This window comes from Streptomyces sp. NPDC034084, assembly GCF_055575535.1.
Genome location: NZ_JBVISK010000007.1, coordinates 166,181 through 189,093, shown reverse-complemented (window position 1 = coordinate 189,093; position 22,913 = coordinate 166,181). Strand labels below are relative to the sequence as shown.

At 73.1% G+C, this 22,913-nt stretch carries 20 protein-coding genes; 15 read left to right on the top strand and 5 right to left on the bottom strand.

Features of this window, described 5'->3' with window-relative positions; all coding sequences use genetic code 11:
* Window positions 1-55: 55 nt before the first annotated feature.
* Window positions 56-1,399 (bottom strand): HEAT repeat domain-containing protein, encoded by a 1,344-nt coding sequence (locus ACZ51I_RS25700; RefSeq protein ID WP_468880063.1) that lies wholly within the window; start codon window positions 1,397-1,399, stop codon window positions 56-58.
* Window positions 1,400-1,547: 148 nt separating this feature from the next.
* On the opposite strand from ACZ51I_RS25700, the gene argH reads away from it, so the two are divergent.
* The 3 genes from argH (at window position 1,548) to ACZ51I_RS25685 (ending at window position 5,176) form a co-directional block, all read left to right on the top strand.
* Window positions 1,548-2,975 carry an argininosuccinate lyase gene (gene argH, locus ACZ51I_RS25695; protein ID WP_468880060.1) on the top strand — a complete coding sequence of 476 codons (1,428 nt, stop codon included), beginning with the start codon at window positions 1,548-1,550 and terminating at the stop codon, window positions 2,973-2,975.
* Between the two features lie 111 nt (window positions 2,976-3,086).
* The gene (locus tag ACZ51I_RS25690; protein ID WP_468880058.1) at window positions 3,087-3,638 is read left to right on the top strand and encodes a TetR/AcrR family transcriptional regulator; all 552 of its coding nucleotides are present in this window, start codon (window positions 3,087-3,089) and stop codon (window positions 3,636-3,638) included.
* On the top strand, window positions 3,635-5,176 hold the full coding sequence (locus tag ACZ51I_RS25685; RefSeq protein ID WP_468880056.1) for an MFS transporter: 1,542 nt from the start codon (window positions 3,635-3,637) through the stop codon (window positions 5,174-5,176). The genes ACZ51I_RS25690 and ACZ51I_RS25685 overlap by 4 nt, the downstream gene beginning before the upstream one ends.
* A 73-nt stretch (window positions 5,177-5,249) precedes the next feature.
* On the opposite strand, the gene ACZ51I_RS25680 is transcribed toward ACZ51I_RS25685, so the two are convergent.
* Window positions 5,250-5,921: a lysophospholipid acyltransferase family protein gene (locus ACZ51I_RS25680; protein WP_030316163.1), complete on the bottom strand. Its 672-nt coding sequence runs from the start codon at window positions 5,919-5,921 to the stop codon at window positions 5,250-5,252.
* Between the two features lie 239 nt (window positions 5,922-6,160).
* Between ACZ51I_RS25680 and ACZ51I_RS25675 the strand changes: the two genes are divergently transcribed.
* The 3 genes from ACZ51I_RS25675 to ACZ51I_RS25665 all read left to right on the top strand — a co-directional run bounded on the left by ACZ51I_RS25675 (window position 6,161) and on the right by ACZ51I_RS25665 (window position 8,587).
* A complete protein-coding gene (locus ACZ51I_RS25675) occupies window positions 6,161-7,327 on the top strand; it encodes a glycerophosphodiester phosphodiesterase (protein WP_468880053.1) in 1,167 nt (388 codons plus the stop codon).
* 108 nt (window positions 7,328-7,435) lie between these two features.
* Window positions 7,436-8,062, top strand: a complete 627-nt coding sequence (locus tag ACZ51I_RS25670; protein WP_468880050.1) for a sigma-70 family RNA polymerase sigma factor — start codon at window positions 7,436-7,438, stop codon at window positions 8,060-8,062.
* Window positions 8,063-8,098: 36 nt separating this feature from the next.
* Window positions 8,099-8,587, top strand: a complete 489-nt coding sequence (locus ACZ51I_RS25665; RefSeq protein ID WP_468880047.1) for a GNAT family N-acetyltransferase — start codon at window positions 8,099-8,101, stop codon at window positions 8,585-8,587.
* Here ACZ51I_RS25665 and ACZ51I_RS25660 read toward each other — a convergent pair.
* Complete coding sequence (locus tag ACZ51I_RS25660) at window positions 8,584-8,997, bottom strand: hypothetical protein (protein WP_468880045.1); 414 nt, start codon at window positions 8,995-8,997, stop codon at window positions 8,584-8,586. The two genes, ACZ51I_RS25665 and ACZ51I_RS25660, sit on opposite strands and share 4 nt — an antisense overlap.
* A gap of 2 nt (window positions 8,998-8,999) precedes the next feature.
* Window positions 9,000-9,362, bottom strand: coding sequence for a hypothetical protein (locus ACZ51I_RS25655; RefSeq protein ID WP_468880042.1), 363 nt, complete (start codon window positions 9,360-9,362; stop codon window positions 9,000-9,002).
* Between the two features lie 571 nt (window positions 9,363-9,933).
* Here ACZ51I_RS25655 and ACZ51I_RS25650 point away from each other — a divergent pair.
* From ACZ51I_RS25650 to ACZ51I_RS25615, 8 genes are all read left to right on the top strand, one after another.
* Entirely contained in the window at window positions 9,934-10,989 is a 1,056-nt protein-coding gene (locus ACZ51I_RS25650) for a methionine ABC transporter ATP-binding protein (protein ID WP_468880039.1), read from the top strand.
* Window positions 10,986-11,654, top strand: coding sequence for a methionine ABC transporter permease (locus ACZ51I_RS25645; RefSeq protein WP_468880036.1), 669 nt, complete (start codon window positions 10,986-10,988; stop codon window positions 11,652-11,654). The genes ACZ51I_RS25650 and ACZ51I_RS25645 overlap by 4 nt, the downstream gene beginning before the upstream one ends.
* A 92-nt stretch (window positions 11,655-11,746) precedes the next feature.
* Window positions 11,747-12,601 carry a MetQ/NlpA family ABC transporter substrate-binding protein gene (locus ACZ51I_RS25640; protein ID WP_468880034.1) on the top strand — a complete coding sequence of 285 codons (855 nt, stop codon included), beginning with the start codon at window positions 11,747-11,749 and terminating at the stop codon, window positions 12,599-12,601.
* A gap of 242 nt (window positions 12,602-12,843) precedes the next feature.
* A complete protein-coding gene (locus ACZ51I_RS25635) occupies window positions 12,844-13,479 on the top strand; it encodes a GNAT family N-acetyltransferase (RefSeq protein ID WP_468880031.1) in 636 nt (211 codons plus the stop codon).
* A gap of 73 nt (window positions 13,480-13,552) precedes the next feature.
* A complete protein-coding gene (cbiE, locus tag ACZ51I_RS25630; protein WP_468880028.1) occupies window positions 13,553-14,782 on the top strand; it encodes a precorrin-6y C5,15-methyltransferase (decarboxylating) subunit CbiE in 1,230 nt (409 codons plus the stop codon).
* A gap of 342 nt (window positions 14,783-15,124) precedes the next feature.
* Window positions 15,125-18,634, top strand: a complete 3,510-nt coding sequence (cobT, locus tag ACZ51I_RS25625) for a nicotinate-nucleotide--dimethylbenzimidazole phosphoribosyltransferase (protein ID WP_468880026.1) — start codon at window positions 15,125-15,127, stop codon at window positions 18,632-18,634.
* A 166-nt stretch (window positions 18,635-18,800) separates the two neighbouring features.
* Window positions 18,801-20,033 carry a uroporphyrinogen-III C-methyltransferase gene (gene cobA / locus ACZ51I_RS25620; RefSeq protein ID WP_468880024.1) on the top strand — a complete coding sequence of 411 codons (1,233 nt, stop codon included), beginning with the start codon at window positions 18,801-18,803 and terminating at the stop codon, window positions 20,031-20,033.
* A gap of 84 nt (window positions 20,034-20,117) precedes the next feature.
* Window positions 20,118-20,936, top strand: coding sequence for a TrmH family RNA methyltransferase (locus tag ACZ51I_RS25615; protein ID WP_468880021.1), 819 nt, complete (start codon window positions 20,118-20,120; stop codon window positions 20,934-20,936).
* A gap of 34 nt (window positions 20,937-20,970) precedes the next feature.
* On the opposite strand, the gene ACZ51I_RS25610 is transcribed toward ACZ51I_RS25615, so the two are convergent.
* Window positions 20,971-22,143 (bottom strand): serine/threonine-protein kinase, encoded by a 1,173-nt coding sequence (locus ACZ51I_RS25610; RefSeq protein WP_468880019.1) that lies wholly within the window; start codon window positions 22,141-22,143, stop codon window positions 20,971-20,973.
* A gap of 503 nt (window positions 22,144-22,646) precedes the next feature.
* Here ACZ51I_RS25610 and ACZ51I_RS25605 point away from each other — a divergent pair.
* Window positions 22,647-22,814 carry a hypothetical protein gene (locus ACZ51I_RS25605; RefSeq protein WP_468880016.1) on the top strand — a complete coding sequence of 56 codons (168 nt, stop codon included), beginning with the start codon at window positions 22,647-22,649 and terminating at the stop codon, window positions 22,812-22,814.
* Window positions 22,815-22,913 lie beyond the last annotated feature (99 nt).

Below are 22,913 nucleotides of genomic sequence, written 5' to 3'. Positions count from 1 at the left end.
GGACTCCCCGCGCGGGAGCGTCTCGGCGGCTGGAAGCGCAGCGGCGTAGGGCGCGTCAGTTTCTCAGCACAGCAAGGGCGTTGTGACGCAGCTTCGGCTCGGGGTCGTCGATCAGCGACCGGGCGATCGCCCGAAGTTCCGGACCGCCGTGCGCGGTCAGCAGCCGGTACGCCCCCACCCGCACGTGCCGGGGGTGCTCCGCCCCGAGCCGGGCCCGCAGTACGGCCACCGGCAGCCGGTCCGCCCACGGTACGAGGGCGGTGACCGTCTCCCGTACGACCCCGGGCGCGGGGTCGTCGAGGAGCGGCGCCAGGCGCGTCGCCACGTCCGATGCCTCCAGTACGCGCAACCCGGCCACGGCATGCGCGCGCACACCGGGGTGCGGGTGGTCCACGAGGCCCCACAACAGGGGGGTGTCCTCGCGATCGCCGCACTCGGCGAGACCGAGGGGCGCGGCCGGGGGCACCGTCCCGCCCGCGCAGAGGGCCCGGTAGAGCGGGGCGGCCTCGATGTCGTGCTGCCGCAGGACGTACCGCGCGCACGCCCGCACCAGGGGGGAGCGGTCGGTGAGGAACGGCTCGGCCTCGCCGGGCCGCCCGGCCCGCCGCAGCGCCGTCACACCGGCCGCCCGCACCCGGGGGTGTCCGGAGCGCAGCAGCGGCACGAGGACCTCGTCACCGGTCCCCGGGCCCGCCCCGGCCACCGCGCCGTCCGCGCAGACGTCCTGGACCACCGGGTCGGGATCGGTGGCGGCGGCCAGGGCGAACCGCTCGGGGGAGAGGTGCCGGCGCCCGACCGCGATGCGTGCCGCCAGGCGGCGGGTCGCCCGGTCCCGGCCGGCGAGGGCGGCGTCGAGCACGCGTGCCGGTCCCTGCCGGAGTGTCGCCTCCAGGAGGGACCGGGCGGCGTCCCCGCGCCGGCGCGCGGCGGTCCGCATGACGACGGGCGCCACGACGGCGATCGTGTCGGGCCCGGCTCCCGGAAGCGCGCTCCGCAGCAGGTCGCGGGCCGGCTCGCGTACCGCCTCCGCCCAGTCCGAGCAGCGGATCGCCACGAGGGGGAGCAGGGGCCCGAGGGCCGGGGCGGGAAGGGCGGCCGCGCGCCGGAGGGCGGCCTCGCGTATCCGGCCGTCGGGGTGGCAGAGCGCGAGGGCCAGCCGGGACTCGTCGGGCTCGTCGCGCGAGAGGTTCAGGGAGGGGAGCGGTGCGTCCCACGACCAGCGGAAGCGGCGGCCGGTCGCCCACGCGTGGTCCGGCAGCGCGGACGGACGGGTGCGGGCGAGTTCCCGGGCGGCCACGTCGAGGCCGGTCCAGGCGGCGGCGTCCGACGTGTCGATCGCCGAGGCGAGCGGGGCTCCCCGGGCCAGTCGGGTGGCCCCCGCGGTGTCCGTGTCTTCCATGGGCGGAGCGTAGGGGCAGGGTGACCTGGGGCGCCCCTGGATTTCGGCACCTCCGGACCCTGATTGACAAAACATACGGCGCTCCGCATAGTTATGCCTATCAGTATCGACCTCGCGTCATCCGCCCACGTTCGATCGAGGAGCAGCAGTGAGCAGCAACAACGGTGACGTCCGGCTCTGGGGCGGACGGTTCGCCGACGGCCCCGCCGAGGCCCTGGCGAAGCTCTCCGCTTCGGTCCACTTCGACTGGCGTCTCGCGCCGTACGACATCGCCGGTTCCCGTGCCCACGCGCGCGCGCTGCACAAGGCCGGGCTGCTCACCGAGGACGAGCTGACCCGCATGCTCGCCGGACTCGACCAGCTGGAGGCGGACGTCGCCGACGGCTCCTTCGTCGGCACCATCGCCGACGAGGACGTCCACACCGCCCTGGAGCGGGGCCTCCTGGAGCGCCTCGGGCCGGACCTCGGCGGCAAGCTGCGCGCCGGCCGCTCCCGGAACGACCAGGTCGCCACCCTCTTCCGGATGTACCTGCGCGACCACGCCCGGATCATCGGCGGGCTCGTCGCCGACCTCCAGGACGCGCTCGTCGGCCTCGCCGAGGCCCACCCGGACGTCGCCATGCCCGGTCGGACGCACCTCCAGCACGCCCAGCCGGTGCTCTTCGCCCATCACGTCCTCGCGCACGCCCAGGCCCTCTCCCGGGACGCCGAGCGGCTGCGGCAGTGGGACACCCGGACGGCGGTCTCCCCGTACGGCTCCGGCGCCCTCGCGGGCTCCTCCCTCGGGCTCGACCCGGAGTCGGTCGCGAAGGACCTCGGCTTCGAGCGCGGCTCCGTCGGCAACTCGATCGACGGCACGGCCTCCCGTGACTTCGTCGCCGAGTTCGCCTTCATCACGGCGATGATCGGCGTCAACCTCTCGCGCATCGCCGAGGAGATCATCATCTGGAACACGAAGGAGTTCTCCTTCGTGACCCTGCACGACGCCTTCTCCACCGGCTCGTCGATCATGCCGCAGAAGAAGAACCCCGACATCGCCGAGCTGGCCCGGGGCAAGTCCGGCCGCCTCATCGGCAACCTCTCCGGCCTGATGGCCACCCTGAAGGCCCTCCCGCTCGCCTACAACCGGGACCTCCAGGAGGACAAGGAGCCGGTCTTCGACTCCTGCGACCAGCTGGAGATCCTGCTGCCCGCCTTCACCGGCATGATGGCGACGCTCACGGTCAACCGGGAGCGGATGGAGGAGCTGGCCCCGGCCGGCTTCTCGCTCGCCACCGACATCGCCGAGTGGCTGGTCAAGCAGGGCGTGCCGTTCCGGGTGGCGCACGAGGTGGCCGGCGAGTGCGTGAAGGTCGCCGAGTCGGAGGGCAAGGAGCTCGACGAACTCACCGACGAGCAGTTCGCCAAGATCTCCGAGCACCTCACCCCGGAGGTCCGCACGGTCCTCAACGTCCCCGGCGCCCTCGCCTCGCGCGACGGCCGCGGCGGCACGGCCCCCTCGGCGGTCGCCACGCAGCTGGTCGAGGTCAAGGCGGACCTGGTGATCCAGCACGCCTGGGCCGAGGCCAAGAAGTAACACCCCGTACGAGGCGCCGCCGCCCTCCCACCCGGAGGGCGGCGGCGCCTCTTCGTATCCATCGGGCTCTCGAATGAGACATCAATGTCTCATTCAATGTATGGTTGTCTCATGTCAGTCGATCGCACCCAGGTGCTCCGTGCCGCCGCCGCCCTGCTCACCCGCAAGGCGACCGCCACCATGGACGAGGTCGCCCGTGCCGCCGGAATCGGCCGGGCCACCCTGCACCGGCACTTCGCCGGACGGGACGCCCTGGTGCGGGCACTCGAAGAACTCGGGCTCCAGGAGCTGGAGGCGGCCCACGACCGGGCCCGCACCGGCGAAGGACCCGCCGACGAAGCCGTACGCCGGCTCGTCGCCGAGGTCGAGCCCGTCGCGCCCCTGCTGTCGTTCCTCGTCACCGAGAACCAGCTCTTCGAGGGCGACCAGCAGAACGAGGGCTGGGAGCGCCTCGACGCCCGGGTGTCCGCGCTCTTCCGGCGCGGCCAGGAGCAGGGCGTCTTCCGTATCGACCTGACCCCCGCCTGGCTCACCGAGGCCTTCTACGGGCTCATCGGTTCCGGCGCCTGGGCCGTGCAGGACGGCCGGGTCGCCGCCAAGGACTTCCAGTACATGATCGTCGAGCTGCTGCTCGGCGGAGCGCGCAGGAGCGTGGAGAAGTGACCAGCACCGTCAAGACCTCAGGCCATACCGAGGGCGTGCACCGCCCAGGCCGGTGGCTCGCCCTCTCCGTGCTCGTCCTGGCCGTCCTCCTCGTGGCGGTCGACGCCACGGTCCTGGGACTCGCCACGCCGTTCCTCTCCGAGGACCTCGAGCCCTCCGGCACGCAGCTGCTCTGGATCGGCGACGTCTACTCCTTCGTGATCGCCGGACTCCTGGTCTCCATGGGCAGCCTCGGCGACCGCATCGGCCGCAAGAAGCTGCTCCTGATCGGTGCCACCGCCTTCGGCGCCGTCTCGGTCCTGAACGCCTACGCGACCAGCCCCGAGATGATGATCGTCGCCCGCGCCCTCCTCGGCGTCGCCGGCGCGACGCTGATGCCGTCGACCCTGGCGCTCATCCGCAACCTCTTCCACGACCCGCGCGAGCGCAGCCTCGCCATCGGCATCTGGGGTGCCATGGCCTCGGCCGGCGCCGCCGTGGGACCGGTCGTCGGCGGCTTCCTCCTGGAGCACTTCTGGTGGGGCTCGGTCTTCCTCATCAACCTGCCGGTCATGGCCGTCCTCGTCCTCGTCGGCGTCAAGCTGATCCCCGAGTCGAAGAACCCGAACCCCGGCCCCTGGGACCTGCCCAGCGTCGCCCTCTCCCTCGTCGGCGTCATCGGCGTCGTCTACGCCGTCAAGGAACTGGCCTCCCACGGCCTCTCCCTCGACGCCGGAATCGCCGCCCTGGTCGGCGCCGCCGCCCTGACGTGGTTCGTCCGCAGGCAGCTGACCCTGCCCGCGCCGCTCCTGGACATGCGGCTCTTCCGCCATCGCGGCTTCTCCGGTGCCGTCCTCGCCGACCTGCTGACCATCCTCGGCCTCTCCGGCCTGGTGTTCTTCCTGTCCCAGTTCCTCCAGCTGGTCCAGGGCCGCCAGCCCCTGGAGGCCGGACTCGCCGAACTGCCGGCCGCCATCGGCGCGGTGACGGCCGGTCTGATCGCCGGTGTCGTGGCCCGCCGCTTCTCCGTACGGTCCGTGGTGGCCGGCGGTCTCGCGGCGGTCGGCCTCTCCCTCGCCGTCCTCACGACGCTCGACCAGCACACCGGCTACCCGCTGCTCGGCGCGACCCTCCTCGTCGTCGGCGTGGGCGCGGGCTTCGCCTTCACCGTCACCGCCGACGTGATCATGTCCAGCGTCCCGAAGGAACAGGCAGGAGCGGCCTCCGCCGTCTCCGAGACCGCGTACGAACTGGGCGCCGCGCTCGGCATCGCCGTCCTCGGCTCCATCGTGACCGGCGTCTACCGGGACTTCGCCACCCCGGCCGGCGTCCCCTCGGACCTCGCGTCGGCCGCCCACGAGTCGCTCGGCGGTGCCGTCGAGGCCTCCGGCGGCCTGGCGCCCGGGACGGCGACCGCCCTGGTGTCCGCCGCCCAGGAGGCCTTCGTCGACGGTCTGCGGATCGCGGCCGGCGTCGGCGCGGCGGTCCTCCTCGCGGCGGCGGTCGCGGCCTGGTTCCTGCTGAAGGGCCAGAAGCTGGAGGAGGGCGTCGAGCACTGACGCACTCCGCGCACGCGAAGGTGCCCCGTACGGCCGACGGCTGTACGGGGCACCTCGATGTACGGAAGCGGAACTACGCGGCCTTCGCCTTGGTGGCGTACATGTCCACGTACTCCTGACCCGAAAGCCGCATCACCTCGGCCATCACCGAGTCCGTCACCGCCCGCAGGACGTACCGGTCGCGGTCCATGCCGTCGTACCGCGAGAACTCCATCGCCTCGCCGAAGCGGACCGTCACCCGGCCGGGGCGCGGGAAGCCCGCCCCGCCCGGCTGGATCTTGTCGGTGCCGATCATCGCGAACGGCACCACCGGCGCCCCGGTCATCAGGGTCAGCCGCGCGATACCCGTACGGCCCCGGTACAGCCGGCCGTCGGGGGAGCGGGTGCCCTCCGGGTAGATCGAGAAGATCTTGCCCTCCTCGAGCACCCGACGGCCCGTCATCAGCGCCGCCACACCGCCCCGGCCGCCGTCCCGGTCCACCGGGATCATGCCGACGCTGGTGAAGAACCAGGCCATCGCCCGGCCCTTGATGCCCTTGCCCGTCACGTACTCGTCCTTGCCGATGAAGTAGACCGGACGGTCCAGGCAGATCGGCATGATCATCGAGTCGATGAAGGTCAGGTGGTTGCCCGCGAGGATCACGGGACCCGTCCCGGGGATGTTCTCGGCGCCCTCCACGCGGGGGCGGAACATCAGGCGCATGACCGGCCCGAGCACTGCCTTGATGATCGCGAGACGGGACAACGGTTCCTCCGGTGGGAAGCGGGTCGCTCGAGCTGTCGAGCCGACGGTTGCAGCTGGCGACGATACTCGCGGGTCACCCCCACGCGCACATCGGGTTCACCGAGTGGATACACCGTGTTGACATGAGTTTCCGCCATGTTCGGCCCAGGTCCGCCGCCCGTAGGGGCTCATTGCCTAGCGTCGGGGGAACAGTTGACAGGTGCGGGACATCACACCGCACTCCCACAGGAGGATCCCTCATGACCCAGGGCGAACGCCGGACCCCGGCACGGCGCACGGTTATCGGCGCGGCGGGCGCCACCGTCCTCGGTGCCTCCACGGCCCTCGCGGCCGGCACCGCCCAGGCCGCCGGCGCGGAGGGCAGGGCCGGCCGTGGCCACGGCTACCGCTCCCTGCCCGTCCCCACCGTCATCGGCCACCGGGGCGCCAGCGGTTACCGCCCCGAGCACACCCTCGGCTCCTACCGGCACGCCCTCGACCTCGGCGCCCACGTCGTCGAGCAGGACCTCGTCCCCACCCGCGACGGCCACCTGGTCTGCCGTCACGAGAACGACATCACCGGCACCACCGACGTCGCCGACCACCCCGAGTTCGCGTCCCGGAAGACCACCAAGACCGTCGACGGCGTCACGCTCACCGGCTGGTTCACCGAGGACTTCACCCTCGCCGAGCTCAAGACCCTCCGTGCCAAGGAGCGCATCCCCGCCACCCGCCAGGAGAACACCCTCTACGACGGCCGCTGGACGGTCCCCACCTTCGAGGAGGTGCTCCGCTGGGCCGAGGAGGAAGGCCGGCGCCGGGGCCGCGAGATCTGGCTCCACGTCGAGACCAAGCACCCCGGCTACTTCCGCGCCCTCGGCCTCGGCCTGGAGGAGCGGCTGGCGAAGCTCCTGCGCCGGTACGGCCGCCACCGCGCCGACTCCCCGGTCTTCCTCCAGTCCTTCGAACCCAGCAGCATCCAGCGCCTGGCGAAGCTGGTGGACGCCCCCGGCGTCGTGCTGCTCTCCGGGGCGAGCAGCCGCCCCTGGGACTTCGTCGAAGCCGGGGACCCGCGCACGGTCGCCGACCTGGTCACACCCGAGGGCCTGCGCTGGATCGCCTCGTACGCGCAGGGCATCGGCCCCACGCTCGACCTGGTCATCCCGAAGGACGCGGCCGGCCGGCTCGGCACCCCGACCACCCTGGTCCGCGACGCGCACGCCGAGGGGCTGATCCTCCACCCGTACACCCACCGCAACGAGAACACCTTCCTGCCCGCGGACTTCCGCAAGGGCACGGACCCGACCGCGTACGGCGACTCCTTCGGGGCGCTGAAGCGGTACCTGGAGACGGGGATCGACGGCATCTTCTCCGACAATCCGGACACCGCACTGCTCGCCGCCGCGGACCTCGCCGCCCGCTACTGACCCGCCGAGGGGGCCGTACGGGCGGACCGCCGGACCGTACGACCCCCTCCCGGGTGGTTTAGGACGCGCACCGCAACCACGGTGGCGCACCCCGGCATCGTGCCGGTCATGACCACCCCCGAGACACTCCCGGAGCCGCAGCCGCTCCCCGAGAAGCTCCCCGAGACCGATTCCGCCTCCGCCGCGCGCCCGGACCCGGACCCCGCCCCCGGCCTCCTCGCCGCCCTCGCCCCCCTGCTCTCCGCCGAGTCCGACGCCGAGGCGCCGGCCGCCGGTATCGACCCCGGCGACCTCGAACAGGCCGTCTGGCTCCGTCTCCTGGAGCGGCTTCAGGAGACCGGCACCGCCCCCGAACGGCCCGCCGAATGGCTGCGCCGGGCCGTCCGCGCGGAAGCGCGCCGCGCCCGCAGGACCCACGACCGGGAGCGCCCCTACCGGGACGAACCCGTCCAGGAGACGGACGGCGCGGAGGCCCAAGGCTCCCCGGAGAACTCCCTGCTGGCCGCCGAGGGCCGCCGCACGCTGCGCGCCGCCGTCACCAGGACGCCCGGCCGCTGCCCGAAGGTGCTCACCGCGATGCTCGACCCGGAGGACCCCACCTACCGGGAAATCGCAGGAGAGTTGGGTATCTCACAGGGCAGTCTGGGGCCGATGCGTTCCCGTTGCCTGGGATGCCTGCGCAGAATGCTGGCTGCGGAGGTTCCCGCCCCCGGTCGACGGGGAAGGGTGCGGTAGACCGGTGATCGACAGATGAGCGGGAGGCGTGCACACATGGGCCTGAGTGTGACCATCTCAGCGGCGGACGCGCGGGACGCGGAGCACATCCTGAAGCTGCAGTACCTGTGCTACCAGGGCGAGGCGGAGCTGTACGGAGACTGGTCCATCGAGCCGCTCACCCAGTCGCTCGACGCCCTGCGCGCCGAACTGGACGAGGGGCACGGCCTCGTGGCCCGGCTCGGCGACGAGGTCGTCGCCTCCGTACGGGCCCGCCTCGACGAGGACGGCACGGTACGGATCGCCAAGCTGATCGTCCACCCTCGCATGCGGCGGCACGGCCTCGGCGGCCGCCTCCTCGACGCCATCGAGCGGCACTTCGTCCCGGAGGCGAAGGGGGCGGCGTCCGCCAAGCGCTTCCAGCTCTTCACCGGCCATCGCAGCGAGGGCAATCTGCGCCTCTACCGCAGGAAGGGGTACGCGCAGGTCGGCACCCGCGAGCTCGGCCCGAAGCTCACCCTGGTGACCCTGGAGAAGGCCGCCTAGGCGGTCTTGGACCTCCGCAGCCACCAGATGCCGGTCAGCGGCAGCAGCACCGGGATGAAGACGTAGCCGTAGCCGAAGTCCGACCAGACCGTGGCGTCCGGGAAGGCGGACGGCTCCACCAGCGTCCAGGTCCCCACGACCAGTACGCCCGCGAGTTCGGCGGCGCAGCACACCAGCGCCGCCCTGCGGGCCTTCTCCCCGCCCCGTACCAGCGTGTACGTGATGAAGACGTAGACGACCGCCGCCACCGCCGACAGGCTGTACGCCAGCGGCGCACGGTCGAACTCGGTGGCGATCTGGTAGATCGAGCGCGAGACCGCGCCGACCGACATCACGCCGTACAGCCAGACGAGCAGCATGCCCGGGCCGGAGACGAGCCGGGTCTTTCCCTGGGTCTCGGTCGCGGTCATGGTCAGCCCACCGTCCAGATGTCGTAGAGACGCACTTCGAGCACGGCCAGGACGACCGCGCCGGCCGCCACCGTCGCCGAACCCCACCGGCTGCGCTCCGCGAGCGACATGAACGCGGCGATGGGCACGGCGCACAGGGCGCCGAGCAGATAGGCGACGAAGATCGTCGTGCCCTCCTCGGCCTTCTCGCCGCGCGTCAGCTGCACGATGCCGACGATCAGCTGGACCAGGACCAGGAAGGTGACCACGGCCATGCCGATGAAGTGCCAGTCCTTGGTCGGCTGGTCCCGGAGGGCGGCGAAGCCGCACCAGGCGGCGAGGGCGAGCGCGGCCACGGAGACCGCGACCGTCAGGGCGTCAAGCATGCGCCCGAGGGTATTACGGCCCGAATGACCGGTTGCCCCCACCCCCCGCGCGCGCAGGCCGCCGACCGGGCCCCACGCGGCCGCGTGGCCTTGGCCACACCTCGTACCCCACCGGCCGTCCGCGTCACGACCGGGCCAGGGCCTCTTCCCTTCAGGTCACGCACCGGAAGCCGCCCCACCCGGGGAGCGGGCGCGTCCGCATGGCGTCTCAAAGACGTCCGCTATTCGGACAGCCCGCTTCCCTTCACAGCCGCGCATGTTTTACTTGCAGACATGACCACGACGAGCAGCCGCACCCTTGCGACCGAGGCGAACACGACGCCCGGTGCTCGTTGTATGTGTCGAATGTGCGCCTTCTGAGGGCCCCCGCCTGAGTCTCGCGCCCCGAAGCGAGACCCCGACGGCCGAGCCGATCCGACCGCCGACCGGCGCCGGACCGTGCCTGCCCCGCGCACCGCTGCCGCCCGGCCACCAGCCGGAACAGCCTCCCCGTGCGCCTGACTGTCCGAAAGACGAATGCCCCGTGCACGACGGACCCCGCGTCGCGCACTCGACAGTGACGGAAACCCCTGTGATCACCACTTCGGGCCTGACCAAGGTCTACGAGTCGCGCGGCCGGCGGGTCACCGCTCTGGACGGCGTCGACCTCCACGTCCGCGAGGGCGAGGTGTTCGGTGTCATCGGCCAGAGCGGCGCCGGCAAGTCCTCGCTCATCCGCTGCGTCAACCTCCTGGAGCGCCCCACCTCCGGCACCGTGACCGTCGACGGCGTCGACCTCACCGCCCTCGCCGGAAAGAGCCGCCGCGCCGGCAAGGACCTGCGCCGGGCGCGCAGCAGCATCGGCATGGTCTTCCAGCACTTCAACCTGCTGTCCTCCCGCACGGTCAAGGACAACATCGAGCTCCCCCTGGAGATCCTCGGCGTCTCCGGCGCCGAGCGCTCCCGCCGCGCCCTGGAACTCCTCGACCTCGTCGGCCTCGCCGACAAGGCGAAGTCCTACCCCGGCCAGCTCTCCGGCGGCCAGAAGCAGCGCGTCGGCATCGCCCGCGCCCTCGCCGGCAAGCCCAAGGTCCTGCTCTCCGACGAGGCCACCAGCGCCCTCGACCCGGAGACCACCCGCTCCATCCTCCAGCTCCTGCGCGACCTCAACCAGCAGCTCGGCCTCACCGTCCTGCTCATCACGCACGAGATGGACGTCGTCAAGACGATCTGCGACTCCGCCGCCCTGATGCAGCACGGCCGGGTCGTCGAGTCCGGCACCGTCGGCGAACTGCTCGCCACCCCCGGCTCCCAGCTGGCGGCCGAGCTGTTCCCCGTCAGCGGCGCCGCCACCGGCCCCGAGCGCACGGTCGTCGACGTCACGTTCCACGGCGAGGCCGCGACCCAGCCGGTGATCTCCCAGCTGTCCCGTACGTACAACATCGACATCTCGATCCTCGGGGCGGCGATGGACACCGTCGGCGGGAAGCAGATCGGCCGGATGCGGATCGAGCTGCCCGGACGGTACGAGGACAACGTCGTCCCGGTCGGCTTCCTGCGCGAGCAGGGCCTCCAGGTCGAGGTCGTGGACGACACCGTGGCCGTCGAGGACGCCGCGCACGCGCTGGTCAAGGAAGGTGCCAAGTGACCTGGTCGGAGATGCAGCCCCTCCTGGAGCAGGGCACCGTCGACACCCTCTACATGGTCCTGTGGGCCACCGTCGTCACCGTCCTCGGCGGCCTGCCGCTCGGCATCCTCCTCGTCCTCACGGACAAGGGCGGGCTGCTGCAGAACCGGCCGGTGAACAAGGTCGTCGGTGCGATCGTGAACATCGGCCGTTCGCTGCCGTTCATCATCCTCCTCATCGCCCTCATCCCCTTCACCACCTTCGTCGTGGGCACCTTCATCGGCCCGACCGCGATGATCGTTCCGCTCGCCATCGGCGCCATCCCCTTCTTCGCGCGCCTCGTCGAGACGGCGATCCGCGAGGTCGACCACGGACTCGTCGAAGCCGTCCAGGCCATGGGCGGCGGCATCCCCACCATCGTCCGCAAGGTGCTGCTCCCGCAGGCCCTGCCCTCGCTGGTGTCCGCCGTCACCACCACCGTGATCGTCCTCATCGGGTACTCCGCGATGGCCGGCGCGGTCGGCGGCGAGGGCCTCGGCTCCAAGGCCGTCACCTACGGATACCAGCGCTTCGACACCACGTTCATGCTGGTCACCGTCGTCGTCCTGGTGGCGATCGTGACGGTCGTCCAACTCATCGGCGACGGAGTCGTCCGACTCCTCGCCCGCCGGGGCCGCACCGCGTAACAGCCCCCGGCCACCGAAGACTTCGTCCTTCGAAGAACAGCCCGGACTTGTTGTCCAGGCGTCCACCGCTCCACCGGAAAGAGGCACTCTTCGTGCGTAAGAACATCAAGCTCACCGCCGGTATCGCCGCCACCGCCGCCCTCGCCCTCGGCCTCACCGCCTGCGGCACCTCCTCGGACCCGTCCTCCGGCAAGGACTCGGCCGGCGCCGCCGACAAGCCGCTCGTCGTCGCCGCGTCCCCGACGCCGCACGCCGACATCCTCAACTTCGTCAAGGACAACCTGGCCGAGAAGGCCGGCCTGAAGCTGGAGGTGAAGGAGTTCACGGACTACGTCCTGCCGAACACCGCCACCCAGTCCGGCCAGGTCGACGCCAACTTCTTCCAGCACAAGCCGTACCTCGACGACTTCAACAAGAAGAACAAGACCACCATCGTCCCGGTGGTCAACGTCCACCTGGAGCCGCTGGGCCTCTACTCCAAGAGCCTCAAGTCGGTGAAGGACATCAAGCCCGGCCAGACGATCGCCGTCCCCAACGACACCACCAACGGCGGCCGCGCGCTCCAGCTGCTCGCCGAGAACGGCCTGATCACCGTCAAGCCGGGCGTCGGCACCAACGCCAAGCTCTCCGACATCACCGACAAGAAGGGCCTGGAGTTCAAGGAGCTGGAGGCCGCCACCGTGCCCCGCGCCCTGAACGACGTGGACGCCGCCGTCATCAACGGCAACTACGCCATCGAGGCCAAGCTCCAGCCGGCGAAGGACGCCCTCGTCCTGGAGAAGGCCGAGGGCAACCCGTACGCCAACTTCCTCGCCGTCAAGGAGGGCAACGAGAAGGACGCCCGCGTGCAGAAGCTCGCCGAGCTCCTCAACTCGCCCGAGGTGAAGAAGTACATCGAGGACACCTACAAGGGCTCGGTCATCCCGGCCTTCGGCGCCGTCAAGTAACGCCGCCGAGCGAGAACCGCGTCCGAGGGACCGTCAGACCGGCTCCCCCGTACAGTCCTTGAGCAGAAGGCCCCCGCACCCCGTCCGGTGCGCGGGGCCTTCGCCGCACCCGCACCACGGACTCCCGGCACACCCGCCACACGTCCCCCGGCACACCCGACCCGGCCATGCGCACCGGCGGCCGCATGCTGCATGCTGTGCGTTCACGGTCGATTCGGACGGTCCACGGCATGGAGCTGCGCATGACTACCACCTTTCCGGACATCTCCATCAACACGGACCGGCTGGTGCTGCGCGCGCTCGAAGAGGCGGACGTCCCCGCCCTCGCCGAAATGATGAACGACGAACTCGTGGGTGCCTGGACCGCGGTGCCCCAGCCCTTCACCGAGGCCGCGGCCCGCACCTGGATCACCGACTACGCCCCGACCGAACGCGCCGCGGGCAGAGGCATCGACCTCGCCGTCACCGAGTTCCTCACCCAGCGCCTCGTCGGGGTCATCCAGCTGGGCAACACGAACTGGCGGGTCCGCTCCACCGAGCTCTCCTACATCATCGCCCCCTGGGCCCGCGGCGAGGGCTACGCCTCCGAAGCGGCCCTCGCCACCGCCCAGTGGCTCTTCGGCGACCAGAAGTTCGAACGCCTGGAACTGCGCACGGCCGCCGACAACACCGCCTCCCAGCAGGTCGCCCAGAAGATCGGCTGCATCAGCGAAGGCGTCCTGCGCAACGCGTGCATAGCCCGCACCCGCACCGAGGACGGCGAGTGGACCGAACTGCGCACCGACTTCATCGTCTGGGGCCTCCTCCCCGAGGACCTCGACGGTGTCGCCGACCAGATGGCCGAGGCCGGCTACTCCTCGTACACCGACTGGAGCTGAGCCCGGGAGCGATCACGGGGTACGCTCGACACCGCCCCCGACCTGCGACAACACCACAGGGAGACTGACGACGATGGCCGACCGCGTCACGGTGATCGGCTGGGACGGCTCGCCCCTCACCGCGGCGGCCCGGTCCGCGCTCTCCGCCGCCACCCTCGTGGCCGGCGCCGCCCACCACCTGGCGCTTCCCGAGGTGCCCCCCGGCGCCGAACGCATCCGCCTGGGCAGCGTCGACCTCGCCGCCCGCCGCATCGCGGGACACCGCGGGACCGCCGTCGTCCTCGCCGACGGAGACCCGGGCTTCTTCGGCGTCGTCCGCACCCTCCGCGCCCCCGAGCACGGCCTGGAGGTCGAGGTCGTCCCCGCCGTCTCCGCCGTCGCCGCCGCCTTCGCACGGGCCGGCATGCCCTGGGAGGACGCCCGGATCGTCGTCGCCCACGAGCGCACCCTGCGCCGCGCGGTCAACGTCTGCCGCGCCCATCCCAAGGTCGCCGTCCTCACCTCCCCGGGCGCGGGACCCGCCGAACTCGCCCTCCTCCTCGACGGCGTCCACCGCACCTTCGTCGTCTGCGAGGAACTCGGCACCGACCGCGAACAGGTCTCCGTCCTCACCTCCGACAAGGCCGCCGACCACACCTGGCGCGACCCGAACGTCGTCCTCGTCATCGGCGGCGCGGCCGGCGGCGTCCCCACCGCCCCCTGGCTGACGGGCCAGGACCCGGCCGCGCGCATGGTCCGCGGCTGGGGCCTGCCCACCGAGGAGTACGACTCCGAGGGCGATGGCCCCGGAACCGGCCGGGTCCACCCCGGCGCGGGCGCGGACCCCGCCCTCCGCGCCGCCCAACTGGCCCGCCTCGGGCCCCGCACCGGCGACCTCGTCTGGGACATCGGCTGCGCGGGCGGCGCCTTCGCCGTCGAGGCCGCCCGCTTCGGCGCCGCCGTCATCGCCGTGGACGCCGACCCGGCCGCCTGCGCCCGCACCGAGCGTGCCGCCCGCCGCCACGGGGTACCCCTCCAGACCGTGCACGGCCGCGCCCCGCACGTCCTGGAGAGCCTGCCCGAACCCGATGTCGTACGGATCGCGGCCGGCGGCGTCCCCGTGGTCACCGCCTGCACCGACCGGCGCCCGGAGCGCATCGTCGCCCACGCCTCCACCCGAGACGAGGCCGAGGCGATCGGCGCCGCCCTCGCCGACGGCGGCTACGCCGTCGAGAGCCTCCTCCTGCAGACCGTCGAACTCGATCCGGACGACTGGTCGGAACGGCAGCGTTCCGTCGTGTTCCTGCTGTCCGGACGCAGGTAGGCCTGCCCCGGCCCCACCGGGGGCACCCCACCCGTGACCCGCCCGCCCCGCCGGGGCAGGTAGGCTGGCCGATTGTTGTACCGCGCCGGGACGTTCGACATTCTGTGCGTCAATGTCCCGAATGGGTGGCCGCATTGCGCCGCTGATGTGGTACGCGACAAGGGGGGACCGCGCGACGTGGCGCAGTCCACAGCGCACCGTGGCGAATCTCCCTGCCACGATGGCCGAGGGCCGCGACAATGAGTGGGTGTTCGCGTGTGCTTCGTGCCGCGCGGCGCACGCGCTCGTTCTAGTCGACGGGCGCAGGTCTGAAGGAGCACAAGCGATGGGCGAGGGGTACGCATGACGGACACCGGCCAGGTCCCGGGCGAGGGGCTGCCGGAGAACGCAGGCATGGTCGAGCAGCCGGGCTTCCCCGCTCCGGACGCGTACACCTTCCTGGACCCCTCCGAGCACACCACCGAGGACGACGACCTGCTCCTGATGCCGGGCGCCCAGGGCGCCTGGAGCGAGCATCCGCCGGGCGTCGTGCCCGCGCCTCCGGTCGCCGTACCGCCGCCGGCGCCCGCCGTCCCGCAGCCGGGCGCGCCGGAGACGCAGGCCCCGATGGGCGACCCTCTCACCGACCCGCTGCCGGACCAGCTCGCGGGCCCGCTCCCCGACGGGGTGGCGCTCGCCGACGTCCTGACCGCCCCGCAGGGCCAGACCCCGTCGCACGGCGTGCCGCACGGCACTCCGGCGCACGGCGTCCCGGCGCAGGCCACTCCGGCGCACGGCACCCCGGCGCACGGCACCCCGGCGCACGGCACCCCGGCGCACGGCACCCCGGCGCACGGCGTCCCAGTGGCCCCGCAGGAGCCGGTCGCCACCGAGCACGGCTACGAGCCCGGCATCCTCGACACCGGCGCCCACGAGGCGGCCGGCCGGGACTCCGGCTCCGTCGACCTCGGCGGTGTCCGCGTGCCCCCGCCCGCCACGGCCCCGACCCCGCCGCCGGCCCGGCGCCCGCTGCACATGGGCCCGCCGGTGCCCGACGCCACCGGCGGCGTCGTGCTCTCGCTCGCCGACCGCGGCCCCGCCGCCGCGCCCGCGCCGGCCCCGCAGCCCGCGCCGGCCCCCGAGCCGGTCGCGGCCACGGCCCCCGCCCCGACGCCGGTGCGGGACCCGGGCCCGCCGACCACAGGCCCCGAGTACTTCGAGATCGCGCAGGACCAGCAGCTCGCCCCGCAGGGCGCCGAGCCGTGGGTCGCGCACCCGCAGGAGCAGGCCGTCCCGCAGGCGCCCGCAGAAACGGTCGTCCCGACGACGGGCCAGTTCGTCCAGGTCGAGGGCTCCGTCCCGACGGCCCCGCACCTGGCCCCGGTCCCGGCCGCCGAACCGCCCCAGGCCGCCGAGCCGGCGCCGCTCGCCGAGCAGGCCCCGGCCGTGGTGCCCGAGGCGCCCGCCGCCGTCGTGGAGACGGCTCCGGAGGAGGAGCCCGAGGCCCAGGTCACGGTCCCCGCACCGCGCGAGGCCGAGCCCGAGCCCCAGGTGGTCGAACCCACCGCCGAGGTCCCGGCGGAGCCCGCCGCCCCCGAAGCCGCGCTGCCCGTCGTGGAGCCCGCCCCGGCCCAGCAGGCCGAGGCATCGGAGCCCGCGCGGACCGCCGAAGCCGCGCCGGTCGAGGCCCCGGTCGAAACCCCGGTCGAGACGGCTCCCGAGGTCACTCCCGAGGCCGCGGAGACCGTCGCGGAACCGGTCGTGGAGGTCCCCGTGGAGGCGACCACCGAGCAGCCCGCCGCCGTCGATCCGACGCCGGAGGGTCCGGCCGAGGCACCCGCCGAGGCACCGGTGCAGGCCGTGGCCGAAGAGACCCCCGTCGTCGCCGAAGCCCTGCCCGAGCAGTGGGAACAGCCCGAGGCGGCCGTGGAACCCGCGCCGACCGAGCTCCCGGCCGAAACGCCCCCCGGGGCACCGGCCGAGGTGGAAGCCGAAACCGTCGAAGCAGTCGAGACCGAAGTCGTCGAGACGGAAGCCGAGGCTGTCGAGGCCGAAGCCGTCGAGGCCGAAGTCGAAGCCGAAGCGGAAACCGGGCCCCCGGCCGACGAGCAGACGGAGACGCTCCCCGAGCCCTCCGCCGGCGCCCCCGCCCCCGGTTACGACGACGCCGAGCGCGAGGCCGTGCTCCGCGTGATGCGCGAGCGCCGCGACATCCGCAACGGCTTCCGCAGCGACCCGATCCCGCACGAGGTCCTCCTGCGCGTCCTGGAAGCGGCCCACACCGCGCCCAGCGTGGGCCACTCGCAGCCGTGGGACTTCGTCGTCATCCGCTCGGCCGAGACCCGGCAGACGATGCACGAACTGGCCCAGCGCCAGCGCGAGGCCTACGCCAGGTCGCTGCCCAAGGCCAGGGCGAAGCAGTTCAAGGAACTGAAGATCGAGGCCATCCTCGACACCCCGGTGAACATCGTCGTGACCGCCGACCCCACCCGGGGCGGCCGCCACACGCTGGGCCGCTACACGCAGCCGCAGATGGCCCCGTACTCCTCGGCGCTCGCCGTCGAGAACCTCTGGCTCGCGGCCCGTGCCGAGGGCCTCGGCGTCGGCTGGGTCAGCTTCTTCGACGAGCGCGAGATGGTCCGTACCCTCGGCCTTCCCGAGCACCTCGAAGTGGTCGCGTACCTCTGCGTGGGCTACGTCGACGAGTTCCCCGAGGAGCCCGAGCTGATGCAGGCGGGCTGGTCCAAGCGCCGCCCGCTGGCCTGGGTCGTCCACGAGGAGACGTACGGCCGCCGAGCGCTGCCCGGCGAGGAGCCGCACGACCTCCTCCAGGAGACCGTCGCCAACATCCGCCCGCTGGACGCCAAGGCGCTCGGCGAGGCCTGGGAGCGCCAGAAGCGCATGACCAAGCCCGCGGGGGCCCTGGGCATGCTGGAGATCATCTCCGCGCAGCTGTCCGGACTCTCCAGGATGTGCCCGCCGCCGATCCCGGAGCCCGCGGCGGTGGCGATCTTCGCCGGCGACCACGGCGTCCACGCCCAGGGCGTCACCCCGTGGCCGCAGGAGGTCACCGGCCAGATGGTGGCGAACTTCCTCGGCGGGGGAGCGGTCTGCAACGCCTTCGCGAACCAGGTGGGCGCCGAGGTCTGCGTCATCGACGTCGGCGTGGCGTCCGAGCTCCCGGCCACCCCCGGCCTCCTGCCCCGCAAGGTCCGCCCGGGCACCGGCGACTTCACCACGGGCCTCGCGATGACCCGTGAAGAGGTCCTGTCGGCGATCGAGGTGGGCATCGAGACGGCCCGCGACCTGGTCGCCGCGGGCAACAAGGCACTGCTCACGGGCGAGATGGGCATCGCGAACACCACCGCGTCCGCCGCGCTGATCTCGGTCTACACCGGCGTGGACGCCTCCGAGGTCACGGGCCGGGGCACGGGCATCAACGACGAGACGCACGCCCGCAAGGTGGACGTGGTCCGTCGCGCCCTCGACCTGCACAAGCCGGACCCGGCGGACCCGATCGGCGTGCTCTCGGCGGTCGGCGGCCTGGAGCACGCGGCTCTCGTGGGCCTGATCCTGGGCGCGGCGTCGCTCCGTACCCCCGTGATCCTGGACGGCGTCTCGACGGGCGCGGCGGCCCTCGTCGCCCGCGCCATCGCCCCGGAGGCCCTCGCGGCCTGCATCGCGGGTCACCGCAGCGCCGAGCCGGGCCACGTGGCGGCCCTCAACAAGCTGGGCCTGCGCCCGCTGGTCGACCTGGACCTCCGTCTCGGCGAGGGCACGGGCGCGCTGCTCGCGCTCCCCCTCGTGCAGAGCGCCGCGCGCGCGATGCACGAGGTGGCCACGTTCGACTCGGCGGGAGTCACCGAGAAGTAACACCGAGGCGCGTCCCCCACTCCCGTCGCGGGGTGGGGGACATCCGTCACACCCTGCAAACCCCAGGTCACAGCTATCGTGACCATGCACGACCGTGCACGAGCCGCTCCACCGCCGCAGCGGCACCCTCGCCCGCACCGCACGCTCTCCGAGGAGCCGCTCACCCATGGCAGAGAACGCCGAGCACCCCGCCTACCCCGTCGGACTGCGCCTGGCAGGCCGCCGCGTCGTCGTCCTCGGCGGCGGACAGGTGGCCCAGCGCCGCCTCCCGGCTCTGATCGCCGCAGGCGCCGACGTCACCCTGATCTCGCCCTCCGCGACCCCCTCCGTGGACGCGATGGCGGAGTCGGGTGAGATCACCTGGATCAAGCGCCGGTACGAGGACGGGGACCTGGCCGACGCCTGGTACGCGCTGGTCGCCACCACGGACCCGGCCGCGAACGCCGCCGCCTCCGCCGAGGCCGAGCGGACCAGGACCTGGTGCGTGCGCGCGGACGACGCGGAGGCGGCGACGGCCTGGACCCCGGCGACGGGCAGGGACGCGGGCGTCACGGTGGCCGTGCTCACGGGCCACGACCCGCGCCGCTCCGCCGCCGTGCGCGACGCGATCGTGGAGGGCCTCCGCGACGGTTCGATCGCCGCGCCCACGCACCGCTCCCGTACCCCCTTCGTCGCCCTGGTCGGCGGCGGCCCCGGCGACCCGGACCTGATCACCGTCCGTGGCCGCAGGCTGCTCGCGGAGGCGGACGTGGTCATCGCGGACCGGCTCGGCCCCCGCGACCTCCTGGACGAGTTGCCGCCGCACGTCGAGGTGATCGACGCGGCGAAGATCCCGTACGGCCGCTTCATGGCCCAGGAGGCCATCAACAACGCGCTGATCGAGCACGCCAAGCGGGGCCGGTCGGTGGTCCGTCTCAAGGGCGGCGACCCGTTCGTCTTCGGCCGGGGCATGGAGGAGGCGCAGGCGCTGGCCGCCGAGGGCATCGCCTGCACGGTGGTCCCGGGCATCTCCAGCTCGATCTCGGTCCCCGGCGCGGCCGGCATCCCGGTGACGCACCGCGGGGTTGCCCACGAGTTCACGGTGGTCAGCGGCCACGTGGCCCCCGACGACCCGCGCTCGCTCGTCGACTGGGCGTCGCTGGCGAAGCTCACCGGCACGCTGGTGATCCTCATGGGCGTCGACAAGATCGGCAAGATCGCCGAAGCGCTGATCGCCCACGGCAAGTCACCGGACACTCCGCTGGCCCTGGTCCAGGAGGGCACGACGGCGACACAGCGCCGAGTGGACGCGACGCTGGCGACGGTCGCGGAGACCGTCAAGGCGGAGGAGGTCCGCCCGCCGGCGGTCATCGTGATCGGCGAGGTGGTCACCGAGGGCCCGGACAAACCGGCGCGGTGAGCAGCAGCACCAGCACCGACCGGGGGAAACAGCTCCCGACCCGCACGCATTGGCACCACATCCCGGACAAGGCAGTATCACCTCGTGGCCGAACTCATCACCATCGACGACCCCGACGACCCTCGCCTGCGCGACTACACCGGCCTGACCGACGTCGAGCTCCGCCGCAGACGCGAGCCGGCCGAGGGCCTGTTCATCGCGGAGGGCGAGAAGGTCATCCGCCGGGCGAGGCAGGCCGGGTACGAGATGCGGTCGATGCTGCTCTCCGCCAAGTGGGTGGACGTCATGCGCGACGTCATCGACGAGGTCCCGGCGCCGGTGTACGCGATCCAGCCGGACCTCGCCGAACGCGTCACCGGCTACCACGTGCACCGGGGCGCGCTGGCCTCGATGCAGCGCAAGCCGCTCCCGGAGGCGGCCGAACTGCTTGCCGGCGCCCGCCGAGTGGTGATCATGGAGTCGGTCAACGACCACACCAACATCGGCGCCATCTTCCGCAGCGCCGCCGCCCTCGGCATGGACGCGGTCCTGCTCTCCCCGGACTGCGCGGACCCGCTCTACCGGCGCTCCGTGAAGGTGTCGATGGGCGCGGTGTTCTCCGTCCCGTACGCCCGCCTGGAGAGCTGGCCCCGGGGCCTGGAGACCGTACGGGAAGCCGGGTTCAAGCTGCTCGCGCTGACTCCGGCGGAGAAGGCGACCGCGATCGACGAGGCCGCCCCGCACCGCCTGGACCGGGTGGCGCTGATGCTCGGGGCGGAGGGCGACGGCCTGTCCACGCAGGCCCTGCGGGCCGCGGACGAGTGGGTACGCATCCCGATGGCCCACGGCGTCGACTCGCTCAACGTGGGCGCGGCGGCGGCCGTCGCGTTCTACGCGGTCGCGACGGGCCGCCCGGAGTCCTGAAGGTCCGGGGGCACTGGCCGGGCCCGCTCGAGGACTACCCCTGAAGGGCCTGCGCGGCGGCGATGCCGAGGGCCACGACGAGCGTCACGACCACGAAGACGAAGAGCCGCTGCCGCAGCAGCCGGGGGTTGGCGGGGCGGCGGCCCGTCGACGTGGAGCGGGCGCCGGGCCGGGTCCCGGGACGGGACTGCGGCCCGCGCGAGCCACCGGTCCGGGGCCCCGAGGGCCGGGACGAGGGATTGCCCCCCCGCCCCTGGCCGCGCTCGGACCCCCGCTCCGGCCCACGGCCGGGCACGTCCCGGTCGGTGTACCGCTCGGTGGGCCGCACGGTGTTCCGCTCCTCGGCGCGCTCCCGCTGCACCGGCGGCCGGGAGGCCGGCAGCCCCTGGGCCTCCCGCGCCGCGATCTCCTTGAGCCGCATGGACAGCTGAAGCGTGCTGGGCCGGTCCTCCGGATCCTTCGCGAGGCAGGCCCTGATGAGCGGCGCCAGCGCGTCCGGCACCCCGTGCAGCTGCGGCTCCTCGTGCACCACGCGGTAGAGCATGACCTCGGAACTGCCGTGCCCGAAGGGGGAGTCGGCCATCGCCGCGTACGCCAGGGTGGCGCCGAGCGAGAACACGTCGGTGGCCGGGGTGACCGCCGCACCGCGCACCTGCTCGGGCGCGAGGAAGCCGGGCGAACCGACGGCCGTGCCCACGTGGGTGAGGGTGCTGGCGCCGGTGGCCCAGGCGATGCCGAAGTCGATGATGCGGGGGCCCTTGGGGGAGAGCAGGATGTTCGAGGGCTTCAGGTCACGGTGGACGACCCCGGCCTCGTGGACGGCGACGAGGCCCTCCGAGAGCGCCGCCCCGATCGAGGCGACGTCGGCGGCGCGCAGCGCGCCCTCCTCGGCGACCCGGTCGTGCAGCGAGGGGCCGGGCACGTACTGGGTGGCGAACCAGGGCCGCTCGGCCTCCAGATCGGCGGCGACGAGACGGGCCGTGCAGCCGCCGCGGATCCGCCGGGCCGCCGACACCTCGCGCGCGAACCGCGAGCGGAACTCCTGGTCCTCGGCCAGGTCGGGCCGGATCACCTTCAGCGCCACGCGCTGGCCGCGCCGGTCGGACCCCAGGTACACGACGCCCATCCCGCCGGCACCCAGCCTGCGGTGGAGCCGGAACGACCCGACGATCCGCGGATCCTCGCGCCGGAGCCGCATCATCGCCATGTCCGTCCCCTCGTCCGTTCGACGTGGCACAGCTTACGTAGTGGCGCCCGCACGCGCTCATAGGCCGCGCCCTCGCACCGGGATCGATTGTCAGTACTGAGGGGGACCCCGGGGGAGCGGCGGCGTCGGCGGAGGCGCCCAACCCCCCTGCCCGGAAACCCACTTGACGTACGGACACGAATGCGAACGGACGCCCCGGAGGGCCCCTCCCGGCACCGCCGGACCCGGCCCGCGCTCCTGTTCGTTCGCCCGGCGCCCGGGGAAGTGAGCGATGTCACTCGCACGTCGTCCCCTCCGGGAAGACCCCGGCTTCCGGGCCCCCGTCTCCACCCAGGGGAGTACGTCGCACGGGCGGGCGTCATCCTCCGGGAGGCCCGGAAGTCGGTACGCGGGCATGACGTCCCGGCGCTTCCCGCTCCCTAGTGTGGAGGTCAAGCGGCGGGTGCAGCACTCGTCCCCCGAGGTCACGTACCCGCCGCGCCAGACACGACAGGAGAGGAACCATGGCCTACACGGCACCGCGGACGACCCCCCGGCCTGCCGGCCGCCGTCACCCCCTGGTGGCCGCCGCCATGGTCCTCCCTCTCGCGGCCCTGCTCGTGGTCGTCTTCGGCGGCTGGGAAGCGGTGGTCACACAGGCGTCGTCCGTGGGCGTGATGCTGGGGCGCTGAACAGCGCCCCGGACCCGGGAGAGCGGCCCGGGTCGGGACATCCGGCCATCAGCCCCGTGGGGACGGGGGTGCGGCGGACGGCAGCGTGGGGCCGGTCAG

What these genes read in the sequence shown, in the direction of transcription:
- ACZ51I_RS25700 (WP_468880063.1), bottom strand. Translation starts at nt 1,399, where the DNA reads ATGGAAGACACGGACACCGCGGGGGCCACCCGACTGGCCCGGGGAGCC.
- ACZ51I_RS25690 (WP_468880058.1), top strand. Translation starts at nt 3,087, where the DNA reads ATGTCAGTCGATCGCACCCAGGTGCTCCGTGCCGCCGCCGCCCTGCTC.
- ACZ51I_RS25675 (WP_468880053.1), top strand. Translation starts at nt 6,161, where the DNA reads ATGACCCAGGGCGAACGCCGGACCCCGGCACGGCGCACGGTTATCGGC.
- ACZ51I_RS25670 (WP_468880050.1), top strand. Translation starts at nt 7,436, where the DNA reads ATGACCACCCCCGAGACACTCCCGGAGCCGCAGCCGCTCCCCGAGAAG.
- ACZ51I_RS25665 (WP_468880047.1), top strand. Translation starts at nt 8,099, where the DNA reads ATGGGCCTGAGTGTGACCATCTCAGCGGCGGACGCGCGGGACGCGGAG.
- ACZ51I_RS25660 (WP_468880045.1), bottom strand. Translation starts at nt 8,997, where the DNA reads ATGACCGCGACCGAGACCCAGGGAAAGACCCGGCTCGTCTCCGGCCCG.
- ACZ51I_RS25655 (WP_468880042.1), bottom strand. Translation starts at nt 9,362, where the DNA reads ATGCTTGACGCCCTGACGGTCGCGGTCTCCGTGGCCGCGCTCGCCCTC.
- ACZ51I_RS25635 (WP_468880031.1), top strand. Translation starts at nt 12,844, where the DNA reads ATGACTACCACCTTTCCGGACATCTCCATCAACACGGACCGGCTGGTG.
- cbiE (WP_468880028.1), top strand. Translation starts at nt 13,553, where the DNA reads ATGGCCGACCGCGTCACGGTGATCGGCTGGGACGGCTCGCCCCTCACC.
- cobT (WP_468880026.1), top strand. Translation starts at nt 15,125, where the DNA reads ATGACGGACACCGGCCAGGTCCCGGGCGAGGGGCTGCCGGAGAACGCA.
- cobA (WP_468880024.1), top strand. Translation starts at nt 18,801, where the DNA reads ATGGCAGAGAACGCCGAGCACCCCGCCTACCCCGTCGGACTGCGCCTG.
- ACZ51I_RS25610 (WP_468880019.1), bottom strand. Translation starts at nt 22,143, where the DNA reads ATGGCGATGATGCGGCTCCGGCGCGAGGATCCGCGGATCGTCGGGTCG.
- ACZ51I_RS25605 (WP_468880016.1), top strand. Translation starts at nt 22,647, where the DNA reads ATGGCCTACACGGCACCGCGGACGACCCCCCGGCCTGCCGGCCGCCGT.